General features: G+C 38.2%; 15 protein-coding genes. 9 read left to right on the top strand and 6 right to left on the bottom strand.

Annotated features, from left to right (window positions below):
* Positions 1–87: 87 nt before the first annotated feature.
* The gene (locus tag F564_RS0107875; protein WP_028122154.1) at positions 88–1,293 is read right to left on the bottom strand and encodes an NAD(P)/FAD-dependent oxidoreductase; all 1,206 of its coding nucleotides are present in this window, start codon (positions 1,291–1,293) and stop codon (positions 88–90) included.
* Between the two features lie 754 nt (positions 1,294–2,047).
* Between F564_RS0107875 and F564_RS0107885 the strand changes: the two genes are divergently transcribed.
* Positions 2,048–2,710 (top strand): hypothetical protein, encoded by a 663-nt coding sequence (locus F564_RS0107885; RefSeq protein ID WP_154656824.1) that lies wholly within the window; start codon positions 2,048–2,050, stop codon positions 2,708–2,710.
* Between the two features lie 115 nt (positions 2,711–2,825).
* Here the strand turns inward: F564_RS0107885 and F564_RS0107890 are convergent, their stop codons facing one another.
* The 3 genes from F564_RS0107890 to F564_RS0107900 form a co-directional block, all read right to left on the bottom strand.
* Positions 2,826–6,173, bottom strand: coding sequence for a methylmalonyl-CoA mutase family protein (locus tag F564_RS0107890; RefSeq protein WP_028122157.1), 3,348 nt, complete (start codon positions 6,171–6,173; stop codon positions 2,826–2,828).
* A gap of 231 nt (positions 6,174–6,404) precedes the next feature.
* The gene (locus tag F564_RS0107895) at positions 6,405–8,042 is read right to left on the bottom strand and encodes a T9SS type A sorting domain-containing protein (RefSeq protein WP_028122158.1); all 1,638 of its coding nucleotides are present in this window, start codon (positions 8,040–8,042) and stop codon (positions 6,405–6,407) included.
* A gap of 183 nt (positions 8,043–8,225) precedes the next feature.
* On the bottom strand, positions 8,226–8,702 hold the full coding sequence (locus tag F564_RS0107900) for a Dps family protein (RefSeq protein ID WP_028122159.1): 477 nt from the start codon (positions 8,700–8,702) through the stop codon (positions 8,226–8,228).
* 218 nt (positions 8,703–8,920) lie between these two features.
* Here F564_RS0107900 and rpsL point away from each other — a divergent pair, with 218 nt between their 5' ends.
* The 5 genes from rpsL (at position 8,921) to F564_RS18930 (ending at position 14,769) form a co-directional block, all read left to right on the top strand.
* On the top strand, positions 8,921–9,334 hold the full coding sequence (rpsL, locus tag F564_RS0107905; RefSeq protein ID WP_028122160.1) for a 30S ribosomal protein S12: 414 nt from the start codon (positions 8,921–8,923) through the stop codon (positions 9,332–9,334).
* 23 nt (positions 9,335–9,357) lie between these two features.
* Positions 9,358–9,834 carry a 30S ribosomal protein S7 gene (gene rpsG / locus F564_RS0107910; protein ID WP_028122161.1) on the top strand — a complete coding sequence of 159 codons (477 nt, stop codon included), beginning with the start codon at positions 9,358–9,360 and terminating at the stop codon, positions 9,832–9,834.
* A 6-nt stretch (positions 9,835–9,840) separates the two neighbouring features.
* Positions 9,841–11,958, top strand: a complete 2,118-nt coding sequence (gene fusA, locus F564_RS0107915; RefSeq protein WP_028122162.1) for an elongation factor G — start codon at positions 9,841–9,843, stop codon at positions 11,956–11,958.
* Positions 11,959–11,975: 17 nt separating this feature from the next.
* Positions 11,976–12,281 (top strand): 30S ribosomal protein S10, encoded by a 306-nt coding sequence (rpsJ, locus tag F564_RS0107920; RefSeq protein WP_002661363.1) that lies wholly within the window; start codon positions 11,976–11,978, stop codon positions 12,279–12,281.
* A 259-nt stretch (positions 12,282–12,540) separates the two neighbouring features.
* The gene (locus F564_RS18930) at positions 12,541–14,769 is read left to right on the top strand and encodes a zinc-dependent metalloprotease (protein ID WP_051259607.1); all 2,229 of its coding nucleotides are present in this window, start codon (positions 12,541–12,543) and stop codon (positions 14,767–14,769) included.
* Positions 14,770–15,167: 398 nt separating this feature from the next.
* Here F564_RS18930 and F564_RS0107930 read toward each other — a convergent pair whose 3' ends face one another.
* On the bottom strand, positions 15,168–17,684 hold the full coding sequence (locus F564_RS0107930) for a hypothetical protein (protein ID WP_028122163.1): 2,517 nt from the start codon (positions 17,682–17,684) through the stop codon (positions 15,168–15,170).
* Complete coding sequence (locus F564_RS0107935; protein ID WP_051259608.1) at positions 17,681–18,670, bottom strand: hypothetical protein; 990 nt, start codon at positions 18,668–18,670, stop codon at positions 17,681–17,683. Before F564_RS0107935 ends, F564_RS0107930 begins: the two co-directional genes overlap by 4 nt.
* A 116-nt stretch (positions 18,671–18,786) precedes the next feature.
* On the opposite strand from F564_RS0107935, the gene F564_RS20190 reads away from it, so the two are divergent.
* The 3 genes from F564_RS20190 (at position 18,787) to rplD (ending at position 20,692) form a co-directional block, all read left to right on the top strand.
* Positions 18,787–19,059, top strand: a complete 273-nt coding sequence (locus F564_RS20190) for a low affinity iron permease family protein (RefSeq protein WP_161625934.1) — start codon at positions 18,787–18,789, stop codon at positions 19,057–19,059.
* Between the two features lie 386 nt (positions 19,060–19,445).
* Positions 19,446–20,072, top strand: coding sequence for a 50S ribosomal protein L3 (gene rplC, locus F564_RS0107940; protein ID WP_028122165.1), 627 nt, complete (start codon positions 19,446–19,448; stop codon positions 20,070–20,072).
* Complete coding sequence (gene rplD / locus F564_RS0107945; protein WP_028122166.1) at positions 20,063–20,692, top strand: 50S ribosomal protein L4; 630 nt, start codon at positions 20,063–20,065, stop codon at positions 20,690–20,692. The genes rplC and rplD overlap by 10 nt, the downstream gene beginning before the upstream one ends.
* Position 20,693 lies beyond the last annotated feature (1 nt).

Raw genomic sequence — 20,693 nt, forward strand, 5'->3', positions numbered from 1 at the left:
CCCTTTAGGATCGGGGAAACAATTTTGATGATATTTAATAAGCTTTAAAGTTAAAAATTAAAATGATATACGAGATTTTCTCAGAAATTATCTTCGGAATCTGAAATACTCTGTTAATTCGTGTGTTTTTCCTTTCATAAAAACCGAAGCCATTTCCATCCCGATGACCGAAAATGTAATCCCATTGCCTCCAAAACCTAAAACAAAATAAGCGCTTGGAAAATCCGGATGTTCGCCGATGTAAGGCAATCCGTCTTTGGTCTCGCCAAAAGTTCCTGCCCAAACGAAGTCTGTCCGGAAGTCATTTTTTGGTAAGTATTTATCTAACTTTTTGACGAGTTTTTGTTCTTTTTCGTGAAGTAAAGAATCTCGTTTTTCAGCATTCACAAATTCTTCGTCCTCGCCTCCGATTAGAACTCTATTGTCGTCCGTTGTCCTCATATAAATGTAAGGTTCTGCTGTATTCCAAACCAGAAGATCGTTCAGTTCTTTGGGGTTTTTCTCATTCTGTTCGCCAACGATTGCATAGGTGGAAAGCAGGTTTACAAAATCGTCTTTGATGATCTCTGTACTTTCGAAACCGTTGCAAAAAATTACTTTCTTGGCTTTTATTTTGTTACCGAATGCAGTCGTCGCCGTAACGCTGTTTTTTTTATAATCAAATTTGGTAATATCGGTTTTATCAAAAACCTGCAAACCTTTTTTATGGTTGTAATCTAGAATGTCGTGCGCCAGAGCAAACGCATCAATGCTTCCGCCTTGCTCAGACAAGATGCCGCCGAAGGTATTTTCGATTTTAAATGTTTGACTGATTTCTTCCGCAGAAAGCCATTTTACAGGGAAACTGGCTGCTTTTCTGGCTTCGAATTCCTTTTTCAAGTCCGGAACATCTTTCTTGAAGGCTGCAAAATACAGCGATTCTTTTTTGCGGAAACCACATTCGGATTTTACTTTCTTAGCTACTTTTCCCAAAGTGTCTATCGAGTCATAGCACGCCCAATAGGCTTTTTCCGCCCCTTCTTTTCCGATCATTTCTGAGAGTTCAAAAAGTGGCACATCGATCTCGTATTGAAGCATTGATGTCGTTGCACTCGTACTTCCGTTCCCGATTTCCCTTCGGTCTACCAAGACCGTTTTGTGACCGTCTTTTATCATTTGATGTGCCAGGAAAGAACCTGTAATGCCGCCACCGATGATGAGAATTTCCGTTTCGATATTTTCTCTAAGCGAAGGGTAAGAATGTTTGATGCCGTCTTTAACAAGCCAGAATGGTTCGGGAGATTTTAGTTTCATAGTTTGATTTTTGATTTGATGGTTTTTGCTAATCAAAAAGTAAACCGAGAATTTATCCGAATTAAAACTACAGAAATTATTTAAAGTTTTAATTGGAATGCATTAAGGAGAGATGGTCTACAAAACTGCTTTTTGTAATTTTTTGAACAGTTATTTTGTCATAAAATGTTAGATGTTTTAGTCTTCTGATTATTCTTTTTTTTCTAAAAGTTTATCTGCATTTAAAAATAAGATGTTTATCTGTAAGCTTCGGATGTTTAGGTTCTGAAAACTTGTAATCTATTCTAATCAGTTTTTTTGGGAACTGACGATGGGGAAATTCCAATTTGATCAGGTTTGCCAGGATGTGTTTTTTTTTCTCATTTTTTCTGATGAGATTGCTCCCGATAGTAAATTTGTTTTTTGTTCAGAAACTAATTTTCCAGTAATTCCCAATGTTTTTTTGATCTTTGTTTCAATGGTATTTCCGATTTTTGTTTGTTTGAGTACCCCGCAGATGTTAATGTCAATGCTTAAAATGCGTCTATATAGATGATTTTTACTTTTTTTTAACCACAGATTATATTGCTAGATTCTGAGAGATAATCTCAATTTAATAAATAGTTTATAACTCTTTATGTTGTTGTATTTCAATAATTCATATCTTTGCAGTTGGTAATTTTTTATAATGAAAAAAAGATTAATACTACTATTTATTTTAATAGTGGGCTATGCAAATGCTCAATATGTTGGGATAAATTCTAATAATCCATTAATGACTTTAGACGTTAATGGTGTTGCTGCAACTCCTTCTACGATAGACGGTATGCGTGCTCCTAGAATTACTTTGGCGCAATTGAATCTAAAAACAGGGTATGATGCCAATCATATAGGCGCTTTACTCTATGTAACGAATATTGCAGGCTCTACCGTAGCTTCAACGGTAAAAGTTACAACAATTGGTTATTACTACTTTGATGGTGCAATTTGGCAACCCGTTGTTTCAAGATCAGGTTCAGTGGTTTTTACAGCATCATTGGGAAATGGGAATGGTTCTACTGCTTCTGCATCTGTTGCCGCTACTGCTTTTAACACCGTACCTTTGCCAAATGTGACAAAAAATATTGGTAGCGGGGTTTGGAATACTACAAATAATACTTACACTGTTCCAACTTCAGGAACTTATATTATAAAATCGAGCGTAAGGTTGGTAGATGGAAGTCCTATACGGAACCTATTTCAGGCTGTGAATACTACGAATTCAGACATACCAGATGGTGTTTGGCAGACCAATAACGGGAACAGGTGGACTATGCTTTATAACAGGATTGCTTATTTTAATAAAAATGATCAGTTAAGACTTTACATATATTCAGATGGAGCTGTTGCTAATATCTCTGATGCGTCTCTTAATATTGTTTTGTTGAGTGAAAATTAATTTTTAAGAAAAAATTTTATTGAAAATACAAAACCCTCAAAGAAACTCTTTGAGGGTTTAATTTATAATTTTTTAAGACAGTTAGTAGTGAAAAACTGCCCGTCCAGATACGTACTTACATATTCCTTCTGTACTTCCCACCCACTTCAAACAAAGCGTTGGTAATCTGCCCAAGCGAACAATATTTCACGGCATCCATCATTACATTGAATAAATTCTGTTGATTGATGGCAGCGTGTTGTAACGTTTTCAGAGCAGCTTCGGATTTATCTTCATTTGATTTCTGGAAATTATGAAGGGTTTCAATCTGAACCTGTTTTTCTTCCTCTGTAGAACGGATGACTTCTCCCGGACGAACCGTTGGTGAACCGTCTTTTCCAAGGAAAGTATTTACCCCGATGATTGGATATTCTCCGGTGTGCTTCAACCACTCGTAATGCATAGATTCTTCCTGAATTTTAGAGCGTTGGTACATTGTTTCCATTGCACCCAAAACGCCACCTCTTTCGGTGATTCTGTCAAATTCTGCATACACCGCTTCTTCAACTAGATCTGTCAGTTCTTCAATAATAAATGAACCCTGCAGCGGATTTTCATTTTTAGCTAAGCCTAGTTCCTTATTGATAATCAATTGAATTGCCATTGCTCTTCTTACAGATTGCTCAGTTGGCGTTGTAATTGCCTCGTCGTAAGCGTTCGTGTGCAAAGAATTACAATTGTCATAAATTGCGTAAAGTGCCTGCAACGTTGTTCTGATGTCATTGAAATCAATTTCCTGAGCGTGAAGAGAACGTCCTGAAGTTTGAATGTGGTATTTCAACATCTGGCTTCTTTCGTCTGCGCCGTATTTCAGTTTCATTGCTTTTGCCCAAACTCTTCTTGCCACGCGTCCGATTACTGAATATTCAGGGTCGATACCGTTGGAGAAGAAGAAAGATAAGTTGGGAGCAAAATCATTGATGTCCATTCCTCGCGACAAATAATATTCTACATACGTGAAACCGTTTGCTAATGTAAATGCCAACTGAGAAACCGGATTGGCGCCCGCTTCTGCAATGTGATAACCAGAAATAGAAACCGAGTAGAAATTTCTTACTTTTTCTGTAATAAAATATTCCTGAACGTCACCCATTAATCTCAAGGCAAATTCAGTAGAGAAAATACACGTATTCTGAGCCTGATCTTCTTTCAAAATATCAGCCTGAACGGTACCACGAACGGTTGCGATGGTTTTAGCTTTAATTTCAGCATACGCTTCCGCAGGAATCACTTCATCTCCCGTTAAACCTAATAATTTTAAGCCTAAACCGTTGTTGGATGGAGGTAATTCTCCGTTATATTTGGGTCTTTCTAAACCTTTATCGTCAAATTTTGCTTTTAGAGCTTTTTCAACGTTGGCTTCAAGTTTATGTTCTGCAATATATTTCTCAACATTTTGGTCGATGGCAGCATTCATAAAGAAAGCCAACAACATCGGCGCCGGTCCGTTGATCGTCATTGAAACCGAAGTCATCGCATTCACCAAATCAAATCCGGAATACAGTTTTTTAGCATCATCCAAAGTGGCGATAGAAACTCCCGCATTTCCAATTTTACCATAAATATCTGGTGGTAGAGCAGGATCTTGTCCGTACAAAGTCACAGAATCAAACGCTGTTGACAAACGTTTTGCATCCATTTCCGCAGAAACGTAATGGAATCTTCTGTTGGTTCTTTCTGGTCCGCCTTCTCCGGCAAACATTCTCGTTGGGTCTTCTCCTGTTCTTTTGAAAGGATAAATTCCTGCTGTGTACGGGAATCCTCCAGGAAGATTTTCCTGACCTTTCCATTTGATCAAGTCTCCCCAATCGGTATATTTAGGAAGAGAAATTTTTGGAATTTTTAAGTGAGATAAAGATTCTGTGGAGGTTTCCACCTTGATTTCTTTTCCACGCACGAAATACGAGTAAAACTCAGCTTTGAAAGCTTGTTTCGTATCATCCCAATTGTTCAGGAAATCGATATTTTCCTGTTGAAGATCTTTTTCTGCTTTTTGATATTCAGTGTCTAAAGTTTCATTTGAAAGGAATTTTTTTACTCCCTCAATGTGATACATTTTTCTTGCTAATTCAGCTTGTTTTTCAACATTAGCGTCGTAAATTCTATTATTTTCAACAATTTCGGATAAATAACGAACTCTTTTTGGAGGAATAATCGTGATGTCTTCAGAAACCTCCTGTTCTACAAAGCCTTGCAAGTTTAAATCAGAAAACTTATCATTTACTTTTTCAATTAATCTATTGTATAAATCAGTGGTTCCGTGATCGTTGAATTGAGATGCTTTTGTTGCATAAACCGGCATATCGTCTAACGGACTTTCCCACAACAAATGGTTTCTCTGGAACTGCTTTCTAACGGCTTGAAGGGCATCTAAAGCACCTCTTTTGTCAGATTTATTTAAAGCAACCAAATCTGCGTAATCCAACATATCAATTTTTTCCAATTGCGTGGAAGCACCGTATTCAGGAGTCATTACGTACATAGAAACATCCGCAAAATCTGAAACCTCTGACCCAGATTGACCAATACCTGAAGTTTCCAAAATAATCACATCTGGATGAGCCAATTTCAATACATTTAATGCGGAATGAATGAATGGAGAAACAGAAACGTTGTTTTCTCTTGTTGCCATAGAACGCATATAAACTCTTGGATCATTGATCGCATTCATACGAATTCTATCTCCCAACAAAGCTCCTCCGGTTTTCTTTTTTGAAGGGTCAATGGAGATGATCGCAATTTTTTTATCGGTATTGGAACGCAGGAAACGTCTTACCAATTCGTCTGTTAAAGAAGATTTTCCGGCTCCACCTGTGCCTGTGATACCGATAATCGGGATGTTTAAGTCTTTTGATTTTTCGTCAATGGCTTTTACCAATTCTGGTTTTTCTTCGGAGAAGTTTTCAACAGCAGAAATGATTTTAGCAATACTTGTAGAATTGTCGAAACTTATTGAATCTAAATCTTCTACAGTTATCTCTTTTCCTGTTGCGAAGTCTGATCTTTTTACCAAATCGTCGATCATTCCCTGAAGACCAAGTTCACGGCCGTCGTCTGGAGAATAGATTCTGTCTATTCCGTAAGCCATAATGTCTTCTATTTCCTCGGGTAGAATTACACCACCGCCACCGCCAAAAATTTTGATTTGTGGCGAGTTTTTCTCTCTTAAAAGGTCATAGATATATTTAAAATATTCGTTGTGACCGCCTTGGTAAGATGTTAAAGCAATCGCATTAGCATCTTCCTGAATGGCTGTGTTTACAACTTCTTCAGCAGATTTATCGTGACCAAGGTGGATGACTTCGCATCCTGTTCCTTGAATGACACGACGCATAATATTGATGGCCGCATCGTGCCCGTCGAATAACGAAGCTGCGGTTACAATTCTTACTTTGTTTGTAGGTGTATATTTTTGGGTTTCCATATTGTATTATCGATTGTTTCCAAAGATAATATTTTTTGTGAAATGGCAATAGGATGGAAGATGGGTGTGAGAAGCCTGGTGTAGCGTGTACGGAAACCAATGCCAATAGCCGCGATTGCAACGGCATCCTTTTTTGGCATTGCGGGGAAAAAATGTCTAAGAATTAACGACTCGTCGTTCGCAATGTCAAAAAAGATACAGTGGAAAGCGGGATACAGCTCCTAAAAAAAATTATTGCTTGATGAATTTGAAGTTTTTGATGCCAGAATCTGTTTTTACAGATAGAACGTACACGCCTGAAGGTAATCGGGAAACGTTGATTTTGTCCTTGTTGTCAGACATCATCCTTTTGCCGCTAAGATCGAAAATGACCACTTTTTCTATTTTGGTTCTGACATTCAGCAGGTGGATGTCATCTGTTGCTGGATTTGGATAGATGTTCAGATCTGTAAGCTCTGATGTTCCCAGGGTAGCAAGTGCATCTGCCAATGTGATAGGTTCCCGGAAAAGAGAAAGCTCGAATAAGCTATTGCCGTCCAAAACGAAATGGCTGTATGCTTCTGCTGTGTATACGGCAAAATCTGTATTTTCCACACGACTGAAGTTGAGGTTTTCTGTGGTTGTGTTGGTTTTCTGATCCAGGTTTTTGAACCAAGTAAAACTGTAATCTCCGGAAAGGGATTGCTCTAGTTTTGCTGGTTGGCCTACAGCGGCTAATACGGTTTTGAGATCGTCGTAACGCTGAGGTGAGTAGTTCAGCTCTGTCTGCTCTGCGAAATCTGTTACATAATTGGATAGATCTGCCTTAGAAAAACGGTTGTTGCTGATGTGCGTAATCTCGGGCAGTTTGTCCGGAAGTTCGCCTGTCAATTGATTGCTGTTTAGATTGAGCATCATCAGTTTTGGCATTCCCAGAAGTGAAGACGGGAAATCTCCTGAAATCTGATTGTTGTTCAGGAAGATCTGCTGAAGGTTTTTTAGCGCGGTAAGTGGGGCAAGGTTTCCGGTAATTTTGTTTCTTCCAAGATTCAGGTTTTGGAGTTTTTGAAGTTGGGAGAGTGGTGCGGGAATCTGAGAAATGAGATTGTTTTCCAAAGACAGCCATTCTAGATTGGTCAGGGTCGACAGTCCTGCGGTACTTTGCTCGGTCAAATTATTATTGCTAAGATTAAGGCTTGTAAGTTGGGTGCGTAGAGACACTGGTGTGGGAATCTGAACCAGATTTGTCCCTGAAAGGGAAAGTGTTTTCAGTTTTGTAAGTCCTGCGATGTTTGCATAAGCATTGGCTGCAAGTGGATTGTTGTCAAGCGTTAAGGTCTCTAGGTTTGTGAAGGCAGCAATTTTTGCAGGGATAGAGACCAAACCGAGATCTGCAAGATTTAGAATTTTGATACCAGTGAGATTCTGAAGAATGGCGTTGACGTCCGTAATTGCAAATGTATTCCCACCTAAACCCAAATCTTCCAGATTAGAAAGTCCAGACAGCGAAGTGGTCGGGTCGCCTATCAATCTGTTGTTGCTGAGGTCTAATTTTGTCAATGAACTTAGTGCAGAAATGCCCATTGCCACTTCCCCAGTCAATTTGTTATTGCTGAGGTCAAGTTTTGTGAGTTTTGAAAGTGAATTGATAAAAGTCGGGAAATTACCGCTGAGCGCATTGCCGGAGAGATTCAGTTCTGTGATGACGCCATTTTTTACAACCACACCAAACCAGTTTCTAGGGTCTTGTTCCAAGTCCCATGGTCTGTTCCAGTTTTCTCCGTCTGTCGCATTGTAAACATTAATCAGTGCGTTTCTTTCTGCATTGGAGATGCTCCATTGTGCGTGGAAAAAATTCGAAATCAGTAAAAAGAATATAATTTTTTTCAAGTGTTTTTAAAATTAAACGACAAATATAGCAGATAATCAAATTACTTGATTTGTTTTTATTTAAAATTAATCATTATTTTAAACTAGAAAAAGTGATTTTCGCAAAACTCCAATAGAAATACCACAAATGAAAAAATCCAGCTTTGGTGCAGAGCTGGATTTTAAATTTAAGAAATTTGGTTTTTATTTTCCAAGGTAAGAATTGTACATCCAAACCTCTTTTTCTTGTTCAGTGATGTAATCGCTCATTTGTGAGTTGGTTCCCTCGTCGCCGGCTTTGTCTGTGATGTCAAGAAGCTCTCTCTGTAAGTCAATCACCACTTTGAAAGATGCCAAGATGATCTCTACACTTTTATTTCCATCACTCACTTCTTTGCTTTCTTTGATGGTAGAAACCTTAAGATAATCTGAGTAGTTGTGGGCTGGTGTTGCACCCAGTGTCAGGATTCTTTCAGCGATTTCGTCAATTTTTAAGACCAAACTATTGTAGAGCTCTTCGAATTTTGGATGAAGGGTGAAGAATTGATCACCTTTGATATTCCAATGTGAGCCTCTTGTATTTTGGTAAAAAACAGAATAGTTGGCCAGCAGAATGTTTAGTTTTTCTGAGATGTTTTGGCAATCGGATTCTTGTAGGCCGATCAGGTTTGAATTTTTCATTATATAAAGTTGATTTGTATTGATATTAAAATGTGGTGGGTGAAGACAGATAACAATTATCAATAATCTTTCCAAAACTAATTATTTCACGAAAGAATGATGGTGTCAGGAAGATAAAGGACTTATTGAAAAATTCTATTGCTAATTATTTTTGATCTAACTAGTTGTGCATTAAAAAATTATTCATATTTTTGCACCCTAAAATAAAAAGCAATTAAATGCCTACTATTCAACAATTAGTTAGAAAAGGAAGAGTCGCACTCACCAAGAAGAGTAAATCGGCTGCCCTTGATTCTTGTCCACAAAGACGAGGTGTATGTACGAGAGTATATACTACCACTCCTAAGAAACCTAACTCTGCACTTAGAAAAGTTGCAAGGGTAAGACTTTCAAACGGTAAAGAGATCAACGCCTACATCCCGGGCGAAGGACATAATCTTCAAGAGCACTCGATAGTATTGGTACGCGGCGGAAGGGTGAAAGACCTACCGGGAGTACGTTATCATATCGTAAGAGGAGCACTGGACACTGCAGGTGTAAGTGGTAGAACTCAAAGACGATCTAAGTATGGAGCTAAGAGACCAAAACCAGGTCAAGCTGCAGCTGCACCAGCAAAAGGAAAGAAAAAATAATCATTAAATAAGGTACAGAAACAATGAGAAAGACAAAAGCGAAAAAAAGACCGTTGTTACCAGATCCAAAGTTTAATGATCAATTGGTAACTAGATTTGTAAACAACTTGATGCTAGATGGTAAAAAATCTATCGCATTCAAAATATTCTATGACGCATTAGACCTTGTAGAAGCAAAAAAAGGCGAAACTGAAAAGACAGCCCTTGAAATCTGGAAAGATGCATTAACTAACGTTATGCCTCACGTAGAAGTACGTTCTAGAAGAGTAGGTGGAGCAAACTTTCAGATTCCTATGCCAATCAGAGCAGATAGAAAAATTTCTATGGCAATGAAATGGTTAATCCTTTACTCTAAAAAGAGAAATGATAAGTCAATGGCTTTGAAATTGGCTAACGAAGTTGTAGCGGCTTCTAGAGAAGAAGGTGCTGCATACAAGAAAAAATCTGATACTCACAAAATGGCGGAAGCTAACAAAGCTTTCTCACACTTCAAATTCTAATTAGAAATGAGTAGAGATCTTAAATTTACAAGAAATATTGGTATTGCTGCGCACATTGATGCTGGTAAAACTACCACTACAGAAAGGATTTTATTCTATACTGGAGTAAATCACAAAATTGGTGAGGTTCACGATGGTGCTTCTACAATGGACTGGATGGAGCAGGAAGCAGAAAGAGGTATCACCATTACTTCTGCTGCAACTACTTGTTCTTGGAATTTCCCAACAGACCAAGGTAAAGTTCTTCCTGACACAAAACCTTACCACTTCAACATCATCGATACACCGGGACACGTTGACTTCACAGTAGAAGTAAACAGATCTTTGAGGGTATTAGATGGTTTGGTATTCCTTTTCTCTGCAGTAGATGGAGTAGAGCCTCAGTCTGAAACAAACTGGAGACTTGCTGACAACTATAAAGTAGCGAGAATGGGATTCGTAAACAAAATGGACCGTCAAGGTGCTGACTTCCTTAACGTGGTAAACCAGGTTAAGACAATGTTAGGATCTAATGCCGTTCCAATCGTTTTACCAATTGGTGCTGAAGAAGATTTCAAAGGCGTTGTTGACTTGATCAAAAACAGAGCAATCATCTGGGATGAAGCAGGACAAGGAGCTACTTTCGAAGTAGTGCCAATTCCTGAAGACATGAAGGCTGAAGTTTTGGAATACAGAGAGAAATTAGTTGAAGCTGTTGCTGACTACGATGATACTTTGATGGAGAAATTCTTCGAAGATCCAGATTCTATCTCAGAAGACGAAATCAACGAAGCGCTAAGAAAAGCGACTATCGATCTTTCTATTATCCCAATGACTTGTGGTTCTTCATTCAAAAATAAAGGCGTACAGTTCATGTTGGATGCAGTATGTAAATACTTGCCTTCTCCATTGGATAAAGATGATATCAAAGGTACAGACCCAAGAACCGATGCTGAAATTTTCAGAAAACCAGACGTTAATGAGCCTTTCGCGGCTTTGGCATTTAAGATTGCTACCGATCCTTTCGTAGGAAGATTGGCATTCTTCAGAGCTTACTCTGGAAGACTAGATGCAGGTTCTTATATCTTGAACACCCGTTCAGGTGATAAAGAAAGAATCTCAAGAATCTATCAGATGCACGCTAACAAGCAAAATCCTGTAGAATATATTGAAGCAGGAGATATTGGTGCAGCGGTAGGTTTCAAATCGATCAAAACTGGTGATACTATGTGTGACGAGAAAAACCCAATCGTTCTAGAATCGATGGTTTTCCCAGATCCGGTAATTGGTATCGCTGTTGAGCCTAAAACTAAAGCTGACCAGGATAAAATGGGTAACGCTCTGGCTAAATTGGCTGAAGAAGATCCTACTTTCACAGTGAGAACTGATGAGGCTTCTGGACAAACGATCATTTCTGGTATGGGTGAGCTTCACTTGGATATCATTGTTGACCGTATGAGAAGAGAATTCAAAGTTGAAGTAAACCAAGGTCAGCCTCAGGTAGAATACAAAGAAAATCTTACAAAAGTTGCTCAGCACAGAGAAGTTTACAAAAAACAATCTGGTGGTAAAGGTAAATTTGCGGATATCGTATTTGAATTAGGACCTGCTGACGAAGGTAAAATTGGTTTAGAATTCGTTAATGAAATCAAAGGTGGTAACGTTCCTAGAGAATTTGTTCCTGCTATTGAAAAAGGCTTTAAAGCTGCAATGAAAAACGGTCCTTTGGCTGGTTTCGAAGTTGAAGGTATTAAAGTAACTCTTAAAGACGGATCTTTCCACGCGGTGGATTCTGATGCACTTTCTTTTGAATTAGCTGCAAAATTAGGATTTAAAGAAGCGGGACGTGCTGCTAAGCCAGTAATTATGGAGCCTATTATGAAATTGGAGGTTGTAACTCCGGAAGAATATATGGGTAACATCATTGGTGACCTTAACAAGAGAAGAGGTACTATCAGTGGACAAGAAGAAAAGAACGGTGCCGTTGTTATCAAAGGTTCAGTTCCATTATCTGAAATGTTCGGATATGTTACGACTCTAAGAACACTTTCATCAGGAAGAGCTACCTCTTCTATGGAATTAGAGAAGTACCAGGCTACTCCTCAAAACGTTGCTGAAGATATCATTGCTAAAGCAAAAGGTTAATTTTTTAAATCAAAGAAATGTCACAAAGAATCAGAATAAAACTAAAATCTTACGATTACAACTTGGTAGACAAGTCTGCTGAGAAAATCGTAAAAACGGTAAAGGCTACTGGTGCTGTTGTAAACGGACCAATTCCATTGCCAACGAATAAGAGAATCTTTACAGTACTAAGATCTCCGCACGTAAACAAGAAAGCAAGAGAGCAGTTCCAATTATCAGCTCACAAGAGATTGATGGATATCTACTCTTCTTCTTCTAAAACTGTTGATGCTCTAATGAAATTAGAACTTCCTTCAGGTGTAGACGTAGAAATTAAAGTGTGATAATTGAGCCTTTTGGCTATAAGCTAATAGCAATTAGCTTTACACTTTGCAACTATACTAAATCCGTTCTCGAAAGAGAGCGGATTTTTTTTGAATAGTATGAAAGGCCTTAACAAAACTTGAAAACTGATCAGGTAAATTAATCAAAAGTGCATGTCTGGTAGATAGATTTTATCCGGTTGTTAGTTTTATAATATTTTTCATAAAACAATGTATTGTTTGTGATAAAATACTACATTTGTCGCCTTAAATTAAAAATATGAATAAAAGATTAACTATTTTACTATTTTTAGGTGGACTATCATTGACGAATGCACAATGGATTAAGTCGATACCTAATGTAAAAGTCACCAAAAAAAGTGATAATTCTGTCTATTACAAGTTAGATATCAACGCTATCCGCGGCCAATTGTTGGCTGCTGATAAAATTGCAAATGCAGCTGGAACTGTCACCGTAGCGATGCCTACAATAGATGGAAAAATTGAAAGATTCGCCGTTAGCAGCTTTCCCGTGATGGATGAAGCGCTAGCTAAGCAATATCAGCTAGGTTCTTATGTTGGGGTTGGGATAGATGATCCTACAAAATATGTGAGATTTAGTGTAGCGCCCAATGACTTCCAATCTATGGTAATCAGCAATGGTAAATATGAATTTATTGAGCCAGCAACAGATAACAAAGCCTACTATTCTGTACATGGTAAGACCAGTAGAGATGGTGCTTTTACTTGTACCACAAAAGAAGAGTTTGCTTCTGTAGAAAGACTGCATCAATTAGGAAAGAACGCAAGTGCAGACAAAGCAGGAAACAAAAAGTTCCATACGCTTAGATTGGCGATGTCTGTTACCGGAGAATATGGTGCTTATTTCGGCGGTGTTGCTGGAGCGCTTGCACAGATCAACGCAACCATGACAAGAGTGAACGGTGTTTTTGAGCAGGAGTTCAACCTACACCTGAACGTTGTCAATGCGCCCAATCTCATTTTTACCAACGCTTCTACAGATCCTTACAGTGCAGCATCTCAGATGTGTAAATGGAACTATGAGTTGATGAATGTGTTGCACGGAGGCAATTATGGCATTACAGATGCAGATTATGATATCGGACACCTGTTCGGTAGAAGCGGCGGAGGAGGTAATGCAGGTTGCATTGGCTGTATTGGTAGCAATGATGTAGCATTTACGACCTACAGCGATTGTGGATATTCTTACAACTCTCCAGACAATTACAAAGGTAGCGGTATTACTTCACCAGGAACTGGTGCGCCTAGCGGAGATGCTTTTGATATTGATTATGTAGCGCATGAGTTGGGGCATCAGTTAGGAGACAACCATACGTATAGTTATAATGAAGGAACTGGTGTGAATGTTGAACCAGGTTCTGGATCCACGATTATGGGCTATGCCGGCATTACAGGTGCTAATACAGATGTTCAGGCACATTCAGATCCTTACTTCCACAGTGCGAGCATAGATCAGATACAGGCCAATCTGGCTTCCAAAACAGTAGATGTGGAAACCAATATTTCTAATAATCCGCCTGTTGTGACTGCTATGACAGCAACCAATTACACGGTCCCTAAAAGTACAGCGTTTGTATTGACTGCAATAGCTACAGATCCGGACGGTGATGCGTTGACTTATTGTTGGGAGGAAATGGATTCCAGCAACATTGCAAACGGAATCGGGATGGCATCAGGAACTGGTGATGGAGCATCTGCACTAGGTAATACAACTTCAGGAGCCACTTACCGTTCTTATGCTCCAACAACAAACCCCACAAGATATTTTCCAAAATTATCCACAGTGCTTAGTGGTGTTGTGAAAAATACCGCAGATTTTGAAGCGGCTTCTACTGTTGCAAGAACCACCAAATTCAGAGTAACAGTAAGAGATAACAAAGCAGCAGGACAAGCGCAGACCGCTTACACTACGCAGACTATTGTTGTAGGATCGGCGGCAGCATTTACTGTAAGCACAACATCTTTATCTGCAGGTACCAATTCTACAGTGACTTGGGTGCCTTCCGGAACAACCGCTTCTCCCTATAATGTAGCAAATGTTAAAATCGATTTCACGTCAGACAGCGGAGCAACGTGGACTACTTTGGCAGCTTCTGTTGCTAATAGCGGGACCGCAAGTGTCGCTGTTCCTGTAGCATTAGCCGGTAAAAGCGGACACATCAGAGTATCTGCAATCGGAAATGTTTTCTATGCTGTAAAAGCTGCTACGGTTGGATCATTAGCAGTGTCTGATGTGCACGGTACCAAAGCAATTCAGATTTTCCCGAATCCGGTAAAAGATGTCCTGAATGTTTCTAACGTCACTCTGAACTCAAACTACGAGATCTTCAGTGCAGCAGGCCAATTGGTTTCCAAAGGTAATCTTGGAACTGGAAAAGTAACAGTTAATAAGTTAGCAAAAGGCGTTTATTTCTTAAATGTAGATGACAAAGGAACTGTTGTAAAAACTAAATTTGTAAAAGAATAATAGTTCTAAATTTATTTAAAACCAAGAGCCGTTTCAGAATTTCTGAAGCGGCTTTTTTTAGGGCTGCGATTTTAAGGCAATCATTTTTTTAATGCTAAAAAAAGTCTGTTGTGTGCTCTTAGATAATTTGAAATTTTCGAAATTTTTTGCCCTTCGCTGGCGAGACCGGTCCGCTCGTGCTTACAATTTAAAAAAGATACGAGCCAGAGGTTCACATCAGCGGGATTTACTTTAGATGATGTACGAAAATTAAAAAGTAAATGTCTTGCTGCCATGAGTGCATTTGGGTTGAGATTACTACGGAATGACCGTAGTATGTTTTAATCTGTATAAAGTCATCAAAACCAAAAGCCGCCTCAACAACTGAAGCGGCTTTTGTATTGAAGTGAAAACTAAAATTACTTATTCGTATAATATCCAAAATACAGACAGCTGCTTTGGAGATTCTTATAGGTGTCGGTTTGTCCGTAGTTGGCTTTCAGCTCAGCAAAAGAGCTTCGGAATTTTTCATTCTTGGTCTTGTTGGCAAAAAACTCGTTTTGTTTGGATTTTGCTTCATAGTTAGGATCGTCATATTTTACGTTCAGCGGATTGTTGGCTTCCCACTGGTAATATTTACCTTGTTCGGCACTCGCCATCTGGAAGAGGATTCTGGCTTGGTTTTCTTTGTCTTTTGATAAGGACAGCGCTTTTTTGTAATACTTGATTGCCAAATCAAAGTTGTCTGGTTCTACATAACTTCTGCTCGAGAAGTTTTTGTAATACAAATAAAATGGCGACTGCAGCTCGTTCCCAAACTGGAATTTCGGACCATTGCTGTTATCAACATCCATTACAAAGATCTCACGGTAATAGCCTAAGAACGAAGTATTGTACAAGAGATTCCCAAGAAGCTGATTGGCCAGTCTGGCTTTGTCATCATTGCCTTTGCCGGTATTCTCCAGCTGTATCATTGCTTCTGCCAGTTCTACCTTATTCATTTTGTTTTTGATGAATGGGAAGTTAAAAAGTCCTTCTGCTTTCATAGATTCCTGAGGCTTGCTTTGGAAACTTTCCCAGACATTGTAACCGAAAACTAACGACGAAATATTATTAAAACCATTATAGACACCATTTTCAAAAGTCATAGGTTTTTCAACATAAGTCTTGCCATCATCTTTCCAGTCGCCCAACATTCTGGGGATGCCTTTGTAGTTTTTGGCTTTCTGATAGTACTCTTTCGCTTTTTTGAAATCTGCCAATCGCATAGCCCGGTCACCATAGATGACGTTGAAGAAAGATTCTGGGTCGGTAATGTCTTCCATTTTCTTCACGAGGTAATTTTCAAAAGCTGTTTTGTTGGCTTTTTTATAGAATTCTTCTACTTTTCTTACGAGATCAGAATTCGGGTTGTACTGCAGGGCAGATAGGCTGTTGTTAACGAGGAATGATTTGGCATCCTGCTTTTCCAGGAAGTATCGGTTGGCCAGAATGTCCATCACAAAATCTTTCGTCGAAGGCTGATAAGTCCAGTTTCTATTATCTCCTTTTTGCTCAAAAACCGAGGCGTACTTTTTCATTAATACATTTTCAAACTCGGGAGTGATCGTAGGTTGGGAAACAATCTCATTCAGCATTTTAAATTTCTCGATTTCTGCGAGATATTCTCTATCCGTTGTTTTTATTTGAGATAAAATCTTTTGGCTTTCTTTATAATCCGTGTTTAGGAATTTGATGTAGGCTTCGCAAAGCTGCCAGAATTCGTCTGCACCTTTTTTGTTTTTGGCAAGAATGATAGTGGTTTCCAGGTCTTTCGCAAAATCTTTGGTTTGCTCTTGGTAATTGTCTGGTGCATAGAGAGGCAGTCTCTTGTTTCGGAAATGGTCGCATTTTTCGTCATTGCAATAAGGGTTTACCACCAGATAGTTTCTTTCCAACTGATTGATGGCTCGCACGGTGAGGACTTTCAGGATGTCTGATTCTGTGTTGTTCTCGATCATTTTATTCATTATCGGAACCGGATTGTTGAAGGAGTTGTAGGCTAAGAGAAAGTACGCCATATTCTTATCTTCCGGTGTTTTGGCCTGTGTGAGGATTTTATTAAAGTCCTTATCTGTTGCCAGAAACATAGAGTTGTAGGCACTTTCTTTTTTGTTTTTGGTGTTTTTAAAAACCTGGAAAAAGTCCCAATTTGCTTTATCAAAAAGTTTTAGTCCGCGTTCTGCGCCAGCTTTTTGGTCTAGCGCATAATAGTACATATGGTTTTTCAGCTTTAGAGGTTCCACATAAGTTTGGAAAGCATCTATGGCCGGCTGGTATTTTCTGGAATAATGGTTGAAGCGAACCAGCTGATAGGCGTATCTCAGTTTAATATCAGGGTTGGTAGCTGCTTTGTAAAGTGAAATTAGGGCTGCATTTGTTTTGGTGTAATTCAGCTGGGTCGCATTTTTGTCAGCCGTTTTTTCGTCTCTGTAATAGTAGGCGTCTGTATTTTCAATATAATTAATCCTCATATAAGGTTCCATATATTTGGCTTGGATTAGATAATCCACTGCTTCCTGGTATTTCGCATAAAATCCTTTCCCAAGTTTTTGAAAGAGCGGATGTGTGAGTTGTCCTTTCTTTAGGCTGTTCAGATGCTTGATGTCTACTTTTGTCACCAATGCATTGGTTTCTTCGTAAGTGAGTTTATTGTCGAAGTATTTCACCCAAGATTCGATGTTTTCATCGGGAATGTTTTTTTCTATCCTGCCATCGTAATCATAACCGTAGAAATGACTGCTGTAGGTCAGTAGAAAAGGTTCATACGTTTTGTTGTGAATCATTTCTTGAGCAAACAAGTTGAAATAGTCATAATCCGGATCATACCAGCTACAGGCTTTGGAGCTTTGCTGGAAACCTAAAAATAATGCGGCGGTCAAAAAAAGTTTTTTCATTGTAAAAGTGTTTTGTAGTTTTTTGTAAATCTATCGTCCAAATGATAATATATAAGGATCGGCTTGTAATCTAATTTTTCGTTGATGAATTTAATACTTTCCACGAGATCTTCTTCAGGGATTTCCTCGATTTTTATTTTAAAACCTTTGTTAAGATACTGCGAGTGATAGAAATCGTCCTTCAGAACTTCAAACGTATTATAGTTGATTGTCTTAAAGTTTTTATTCTGCCTCAATTCTTCTGCCGTTAATGCATTGATCAGTTTTCTCTTCCCCACGTGATTGGTCACGATTCCCCAAGAATAGATTGGCAGCGCCACGTCTAGTTTTACAGGATAAGTATCTAATTGTTTCAAATAGGATTTCATAGTCTTCACATCCAGGATTGAATTCTTATTCTGATTTTCCAATGGGGAAAAAGTGGCATAACACATCAGGTACATCTTCTCAACGGGTGGAACTCCCGTCTGTGATCTATCTTTTACTTGATGAAGCCGTAACGTGCAGGTGATATTTTTCTTCGAAATCTTTTTGAGTAGGATCAGAAATCTGAAATAATCGTCTTTTGTAGAAGCTGTCCAGTCACTGTCAATTTGGATTTCATTTTCAAGATTGAGTTTGTGATTTGATTGGATTCTATTGATATGATTATTGATCTGAGTTGCCAAAAATTTGATCTCATTAGGTTTAATACCAATCCAGGTTTCATTGGTGATGAAAATGACTGGGACGATCTGTTTGTCAACAGAAAAATTGTTATCAATAGAAATTACACCGACTTCCAGAAATTGATTGTTCTGTTTTACAATATCAAAAAATCGAGTGTAAAGATTGGGAACTTTGCTTTTAACTAGAGTCTGCTGTTCGTTTTTATTTAAATTTAATTTTGACCGCCAAAAGTAAAAACCAAAGTCATTGTCAATGTCGTTTTTAGAGCAGCTGTTGCATATTAAAATACAAACCAGGAGCTTCAAAAGTCGTTTCATAGAAATGTGTTATTAAGGATTTATAATATTAAGGATTTAAATAACAACGGAAAAATAATTTTCAGAAAATAAAATCCAATCTTCGATCAGCTGAAAATGTAAATTTGAATAAAAAATTGAGTCATAAAAAGTGGTTTGGAAGATTCGGAAATACTGCTACTTTACCAAGTGAGCTTCCTCATCTCAGGAGTTTTATTAATTGTTATGCTGTGGGCGATCACTGTTTTGGTTTTTTCTACTATTCGGAAACCTTACGGGTTGTGATTAATGCCTGTTGTTATCATTACTATTTTGATTGTTTCTGCATCCAAAAGTCTCAGAACATAGATGGGAATGCGGTTGAGCTGAAGTTTAATGAGTTGATCAAAGTGAGGAAACAGACTTGCTAGCAGACAGTGGATATAGATGCTTTTATGGAGAAGGAGATGGGCCAACTTTATCAATATATTGTTTAGGGCGCAGAATTGTTCAAGAGGGTGAAGATAGGCACAAGTGTTATTTTCTGCAGTCTGCAGTACACAACGCCGAAATAAGTATCAGGAAAAAAATGAACAATTATAAATCTGCAAATTATATTTTATTTTTAAAAGGAATAATTTCCCAAAATCACGTAACTCACAAATTATCAAATAATTTCCGAATATTTATTTGTCAATATAAAAAATATTCTTACATTTGCACACTCATTTTAGGGAAAGAGTATGCCTATTTCAGACATAGAATATGACGAACAGCGCTAAAATGAAAGTTTTAATATAATAGATATATATAAATAATGTCAGGTATTATTGGAAAAAAAATCGGGATGACATCTCTGTTTGACGAGAACGGCAAAAACATGCCTTGTACCGTTATTCAAGCAGGTCCATGCTCGGTTTTACAGGTCAGAACCATTGAAAAGGACGGTTATAAAGCTGTTCAGTTAGGTTTCGATGACAAGAGTGAGAAGAACGTTGGTAAAGCGTTAGCTGGCCACTTTAAGAAGGCTGGTTCAACTCCTAAAGCTAAGTTGGTAGAATTCTATAGAGAATTCGTAGACCAAGTAACAGTAGGAGTAGATGTAACTGTGAAATTATTCGGCGAAGGAGAATTCGTAGATGTAACAGGTACTTCTAAAGGTAAAGGTTTCCAAGGTGTTGTTAAAAGACACGGATTTGGAGGTGTAATGCAGGCTACTCACGGACAGCACAACAGACTTAGAGCTCCAGGTTCTATCGGTGCGGGTTCGGATCCATCTAGAGTATTCAAGGGGATGAGAATGGCAGGTAGAATGGGAGGTAAGCAGGTGACTGTTCAAAACCTTCAGGTGTTAAAAGTAGATGAGGAACAAAATCTTTTAGTAGTAAAAGGTGCTATTCCGGGAGCGAAAAATTCTTATGTAATTATCAGAAAATGGAACTAGTAGTATTAAATACATCAGGAAAAGAAACCGGAAGAAAAGTAACTCTTGACGAAACAGTTTTCGGAATTGAGCCAAATCAGCACGCGGTTTACTTAGAAGTGAAACAATATCTTGCTGCTCAGCGTCAAGGTACTCATAAATCAAAAGAAAGAAGCGAAATCACAGGTTCTACCAGAAAGCTTAAGAAGCAAAAAGGTTCTGGATCTGCTAGATATGGTGATATCAAGTCGCCAACTTTCAAAGGTGGAGCTAGAGTTTTTGGTCCAAAACCAAGAGACTACCGTTTCAAATTGAACAAATCTTTGAAAAGATTAGCTAAAAAATCTGTACTTTCTCAAAAATTGAAAGATAACAGCGTTAGAGTATTGGAGAATTTCAGTTTTGATGCACCTAGGACAAAAGAATTCATCACATTGTTGGATGCTTTGACTCTTACAGGTAAAAAATCATTATTCGTACTTCCTGAGTCTAACAAGAATGTATATTTATCTTCAAGAAACTTACCTAAAACGAAAGTGTTGAATTATAACGAGATTTCTTCTTATGATTTGATCAACGCAGGTGAGATTATCTTCTTGGAAGATGCAGTAGAAAAATTTCAGGAAAACTTAAAGAAATAAA

This window comes from Epilithonimonas tenax DSM 16811 (genome assembly GCF_000428485.1).
GTDB lineage: Bacteria > Bacteroidota > Bacteroidia > Flavobacteriales > Weeksellaceae > Epilithonimonas > Epilithonimonas tenax.

Excerpts from the sequence above, each read along its gene's own strand:
- rpsL (WP_028122160.1), top strand. The coding sequence starts at position 8,921 with ATGCCTACTATTCAACAATTAGTTAGAAAAGGAAGAGTCGCACTCACC.
- F564_RS18930 (WP_051259607.1), top strand. The coding sequence starts at position 12,541 with ATGAATAAAAGATTAACTATTTTACTATTTTTAGGTGGACTATCATTG.
- F564_RS0107935 (WP_051259608.1), bottom strand. The coding sequence starts at position 18,670 with ATGAAACGACTTTTGAAGCTCCTGGTTTGTATTTTAATATGCAACAGC.
- rplD (WP_028122166.1), top strand. The coding sequence starts at position 20,063 with ATGGAACTAGTAGTATTAAATACATCAGGAAAAGAAACCGGAAGAAAA.
- F564_RS0107885 (WP_154656824.1), top strand. The coding sequence starts at position 2,048 with ATGACTTTAGACGTTAATGGTGTTGCTGCAACTCCTTCTACGATAGAC.
- rplC (WP_028122165.1), top strand. The coding sequence starts at position 19,446 with ATGTCAGGTATTATTGGAAAAAAAATCGGGATGACATCTCTGTTTGAC.
- F564_RS0107890 (WP_028122157.1), bottom strand. The coding sequence starts at position 6,173 with ATGGAAACCCAAAAATATACACCTACAAACAAAGTAAGAATTGTAACC.
- F564_RS0107875 (WP_028122154.1), bottom strand. The coding sequence starts at position 1,293 with ATGAAACTAAAATCTCCCGAACCATTCTGGCTTGTTAAAGACGGCATC.
- fusA (WP_028122162.1), top strand. The coding sequence starts at position 9,841 with ATGAGTAGAGATCTTAAATTTACAAGAAATATTGGTATTGCTGCGCAC.
- rpsG (WP_028122161.1), top strand. The coding sequence starts at position 9,358 with ATGAGAAAGACAAAAGCGAAAAAAAGACCGTTGTTACCAGATCCAAAG.
- rpsJ (WP_002661363.1), top strand. The coding sequence starts at position 11,976 with ATGTCACAAAGAATCAGAATAAAACTAAAATCTTACGATTACAACTTG.
- F564_RS0107930 (WP_028122163.1), bottom strand. The coding sequence starts at position 17,684 with ATGAAAAAACTTTTTTTGACCGCCGCATTATTTTTAGGTTTCCAGCAA.
- F564_RS0107900 (WP_028122159.1), bottom strand. The coding sequence starts at position 8,702 with ATGAAAAATTCAAACCTGATCGGCCTACAAGAATCCGATTGCCAAAAC.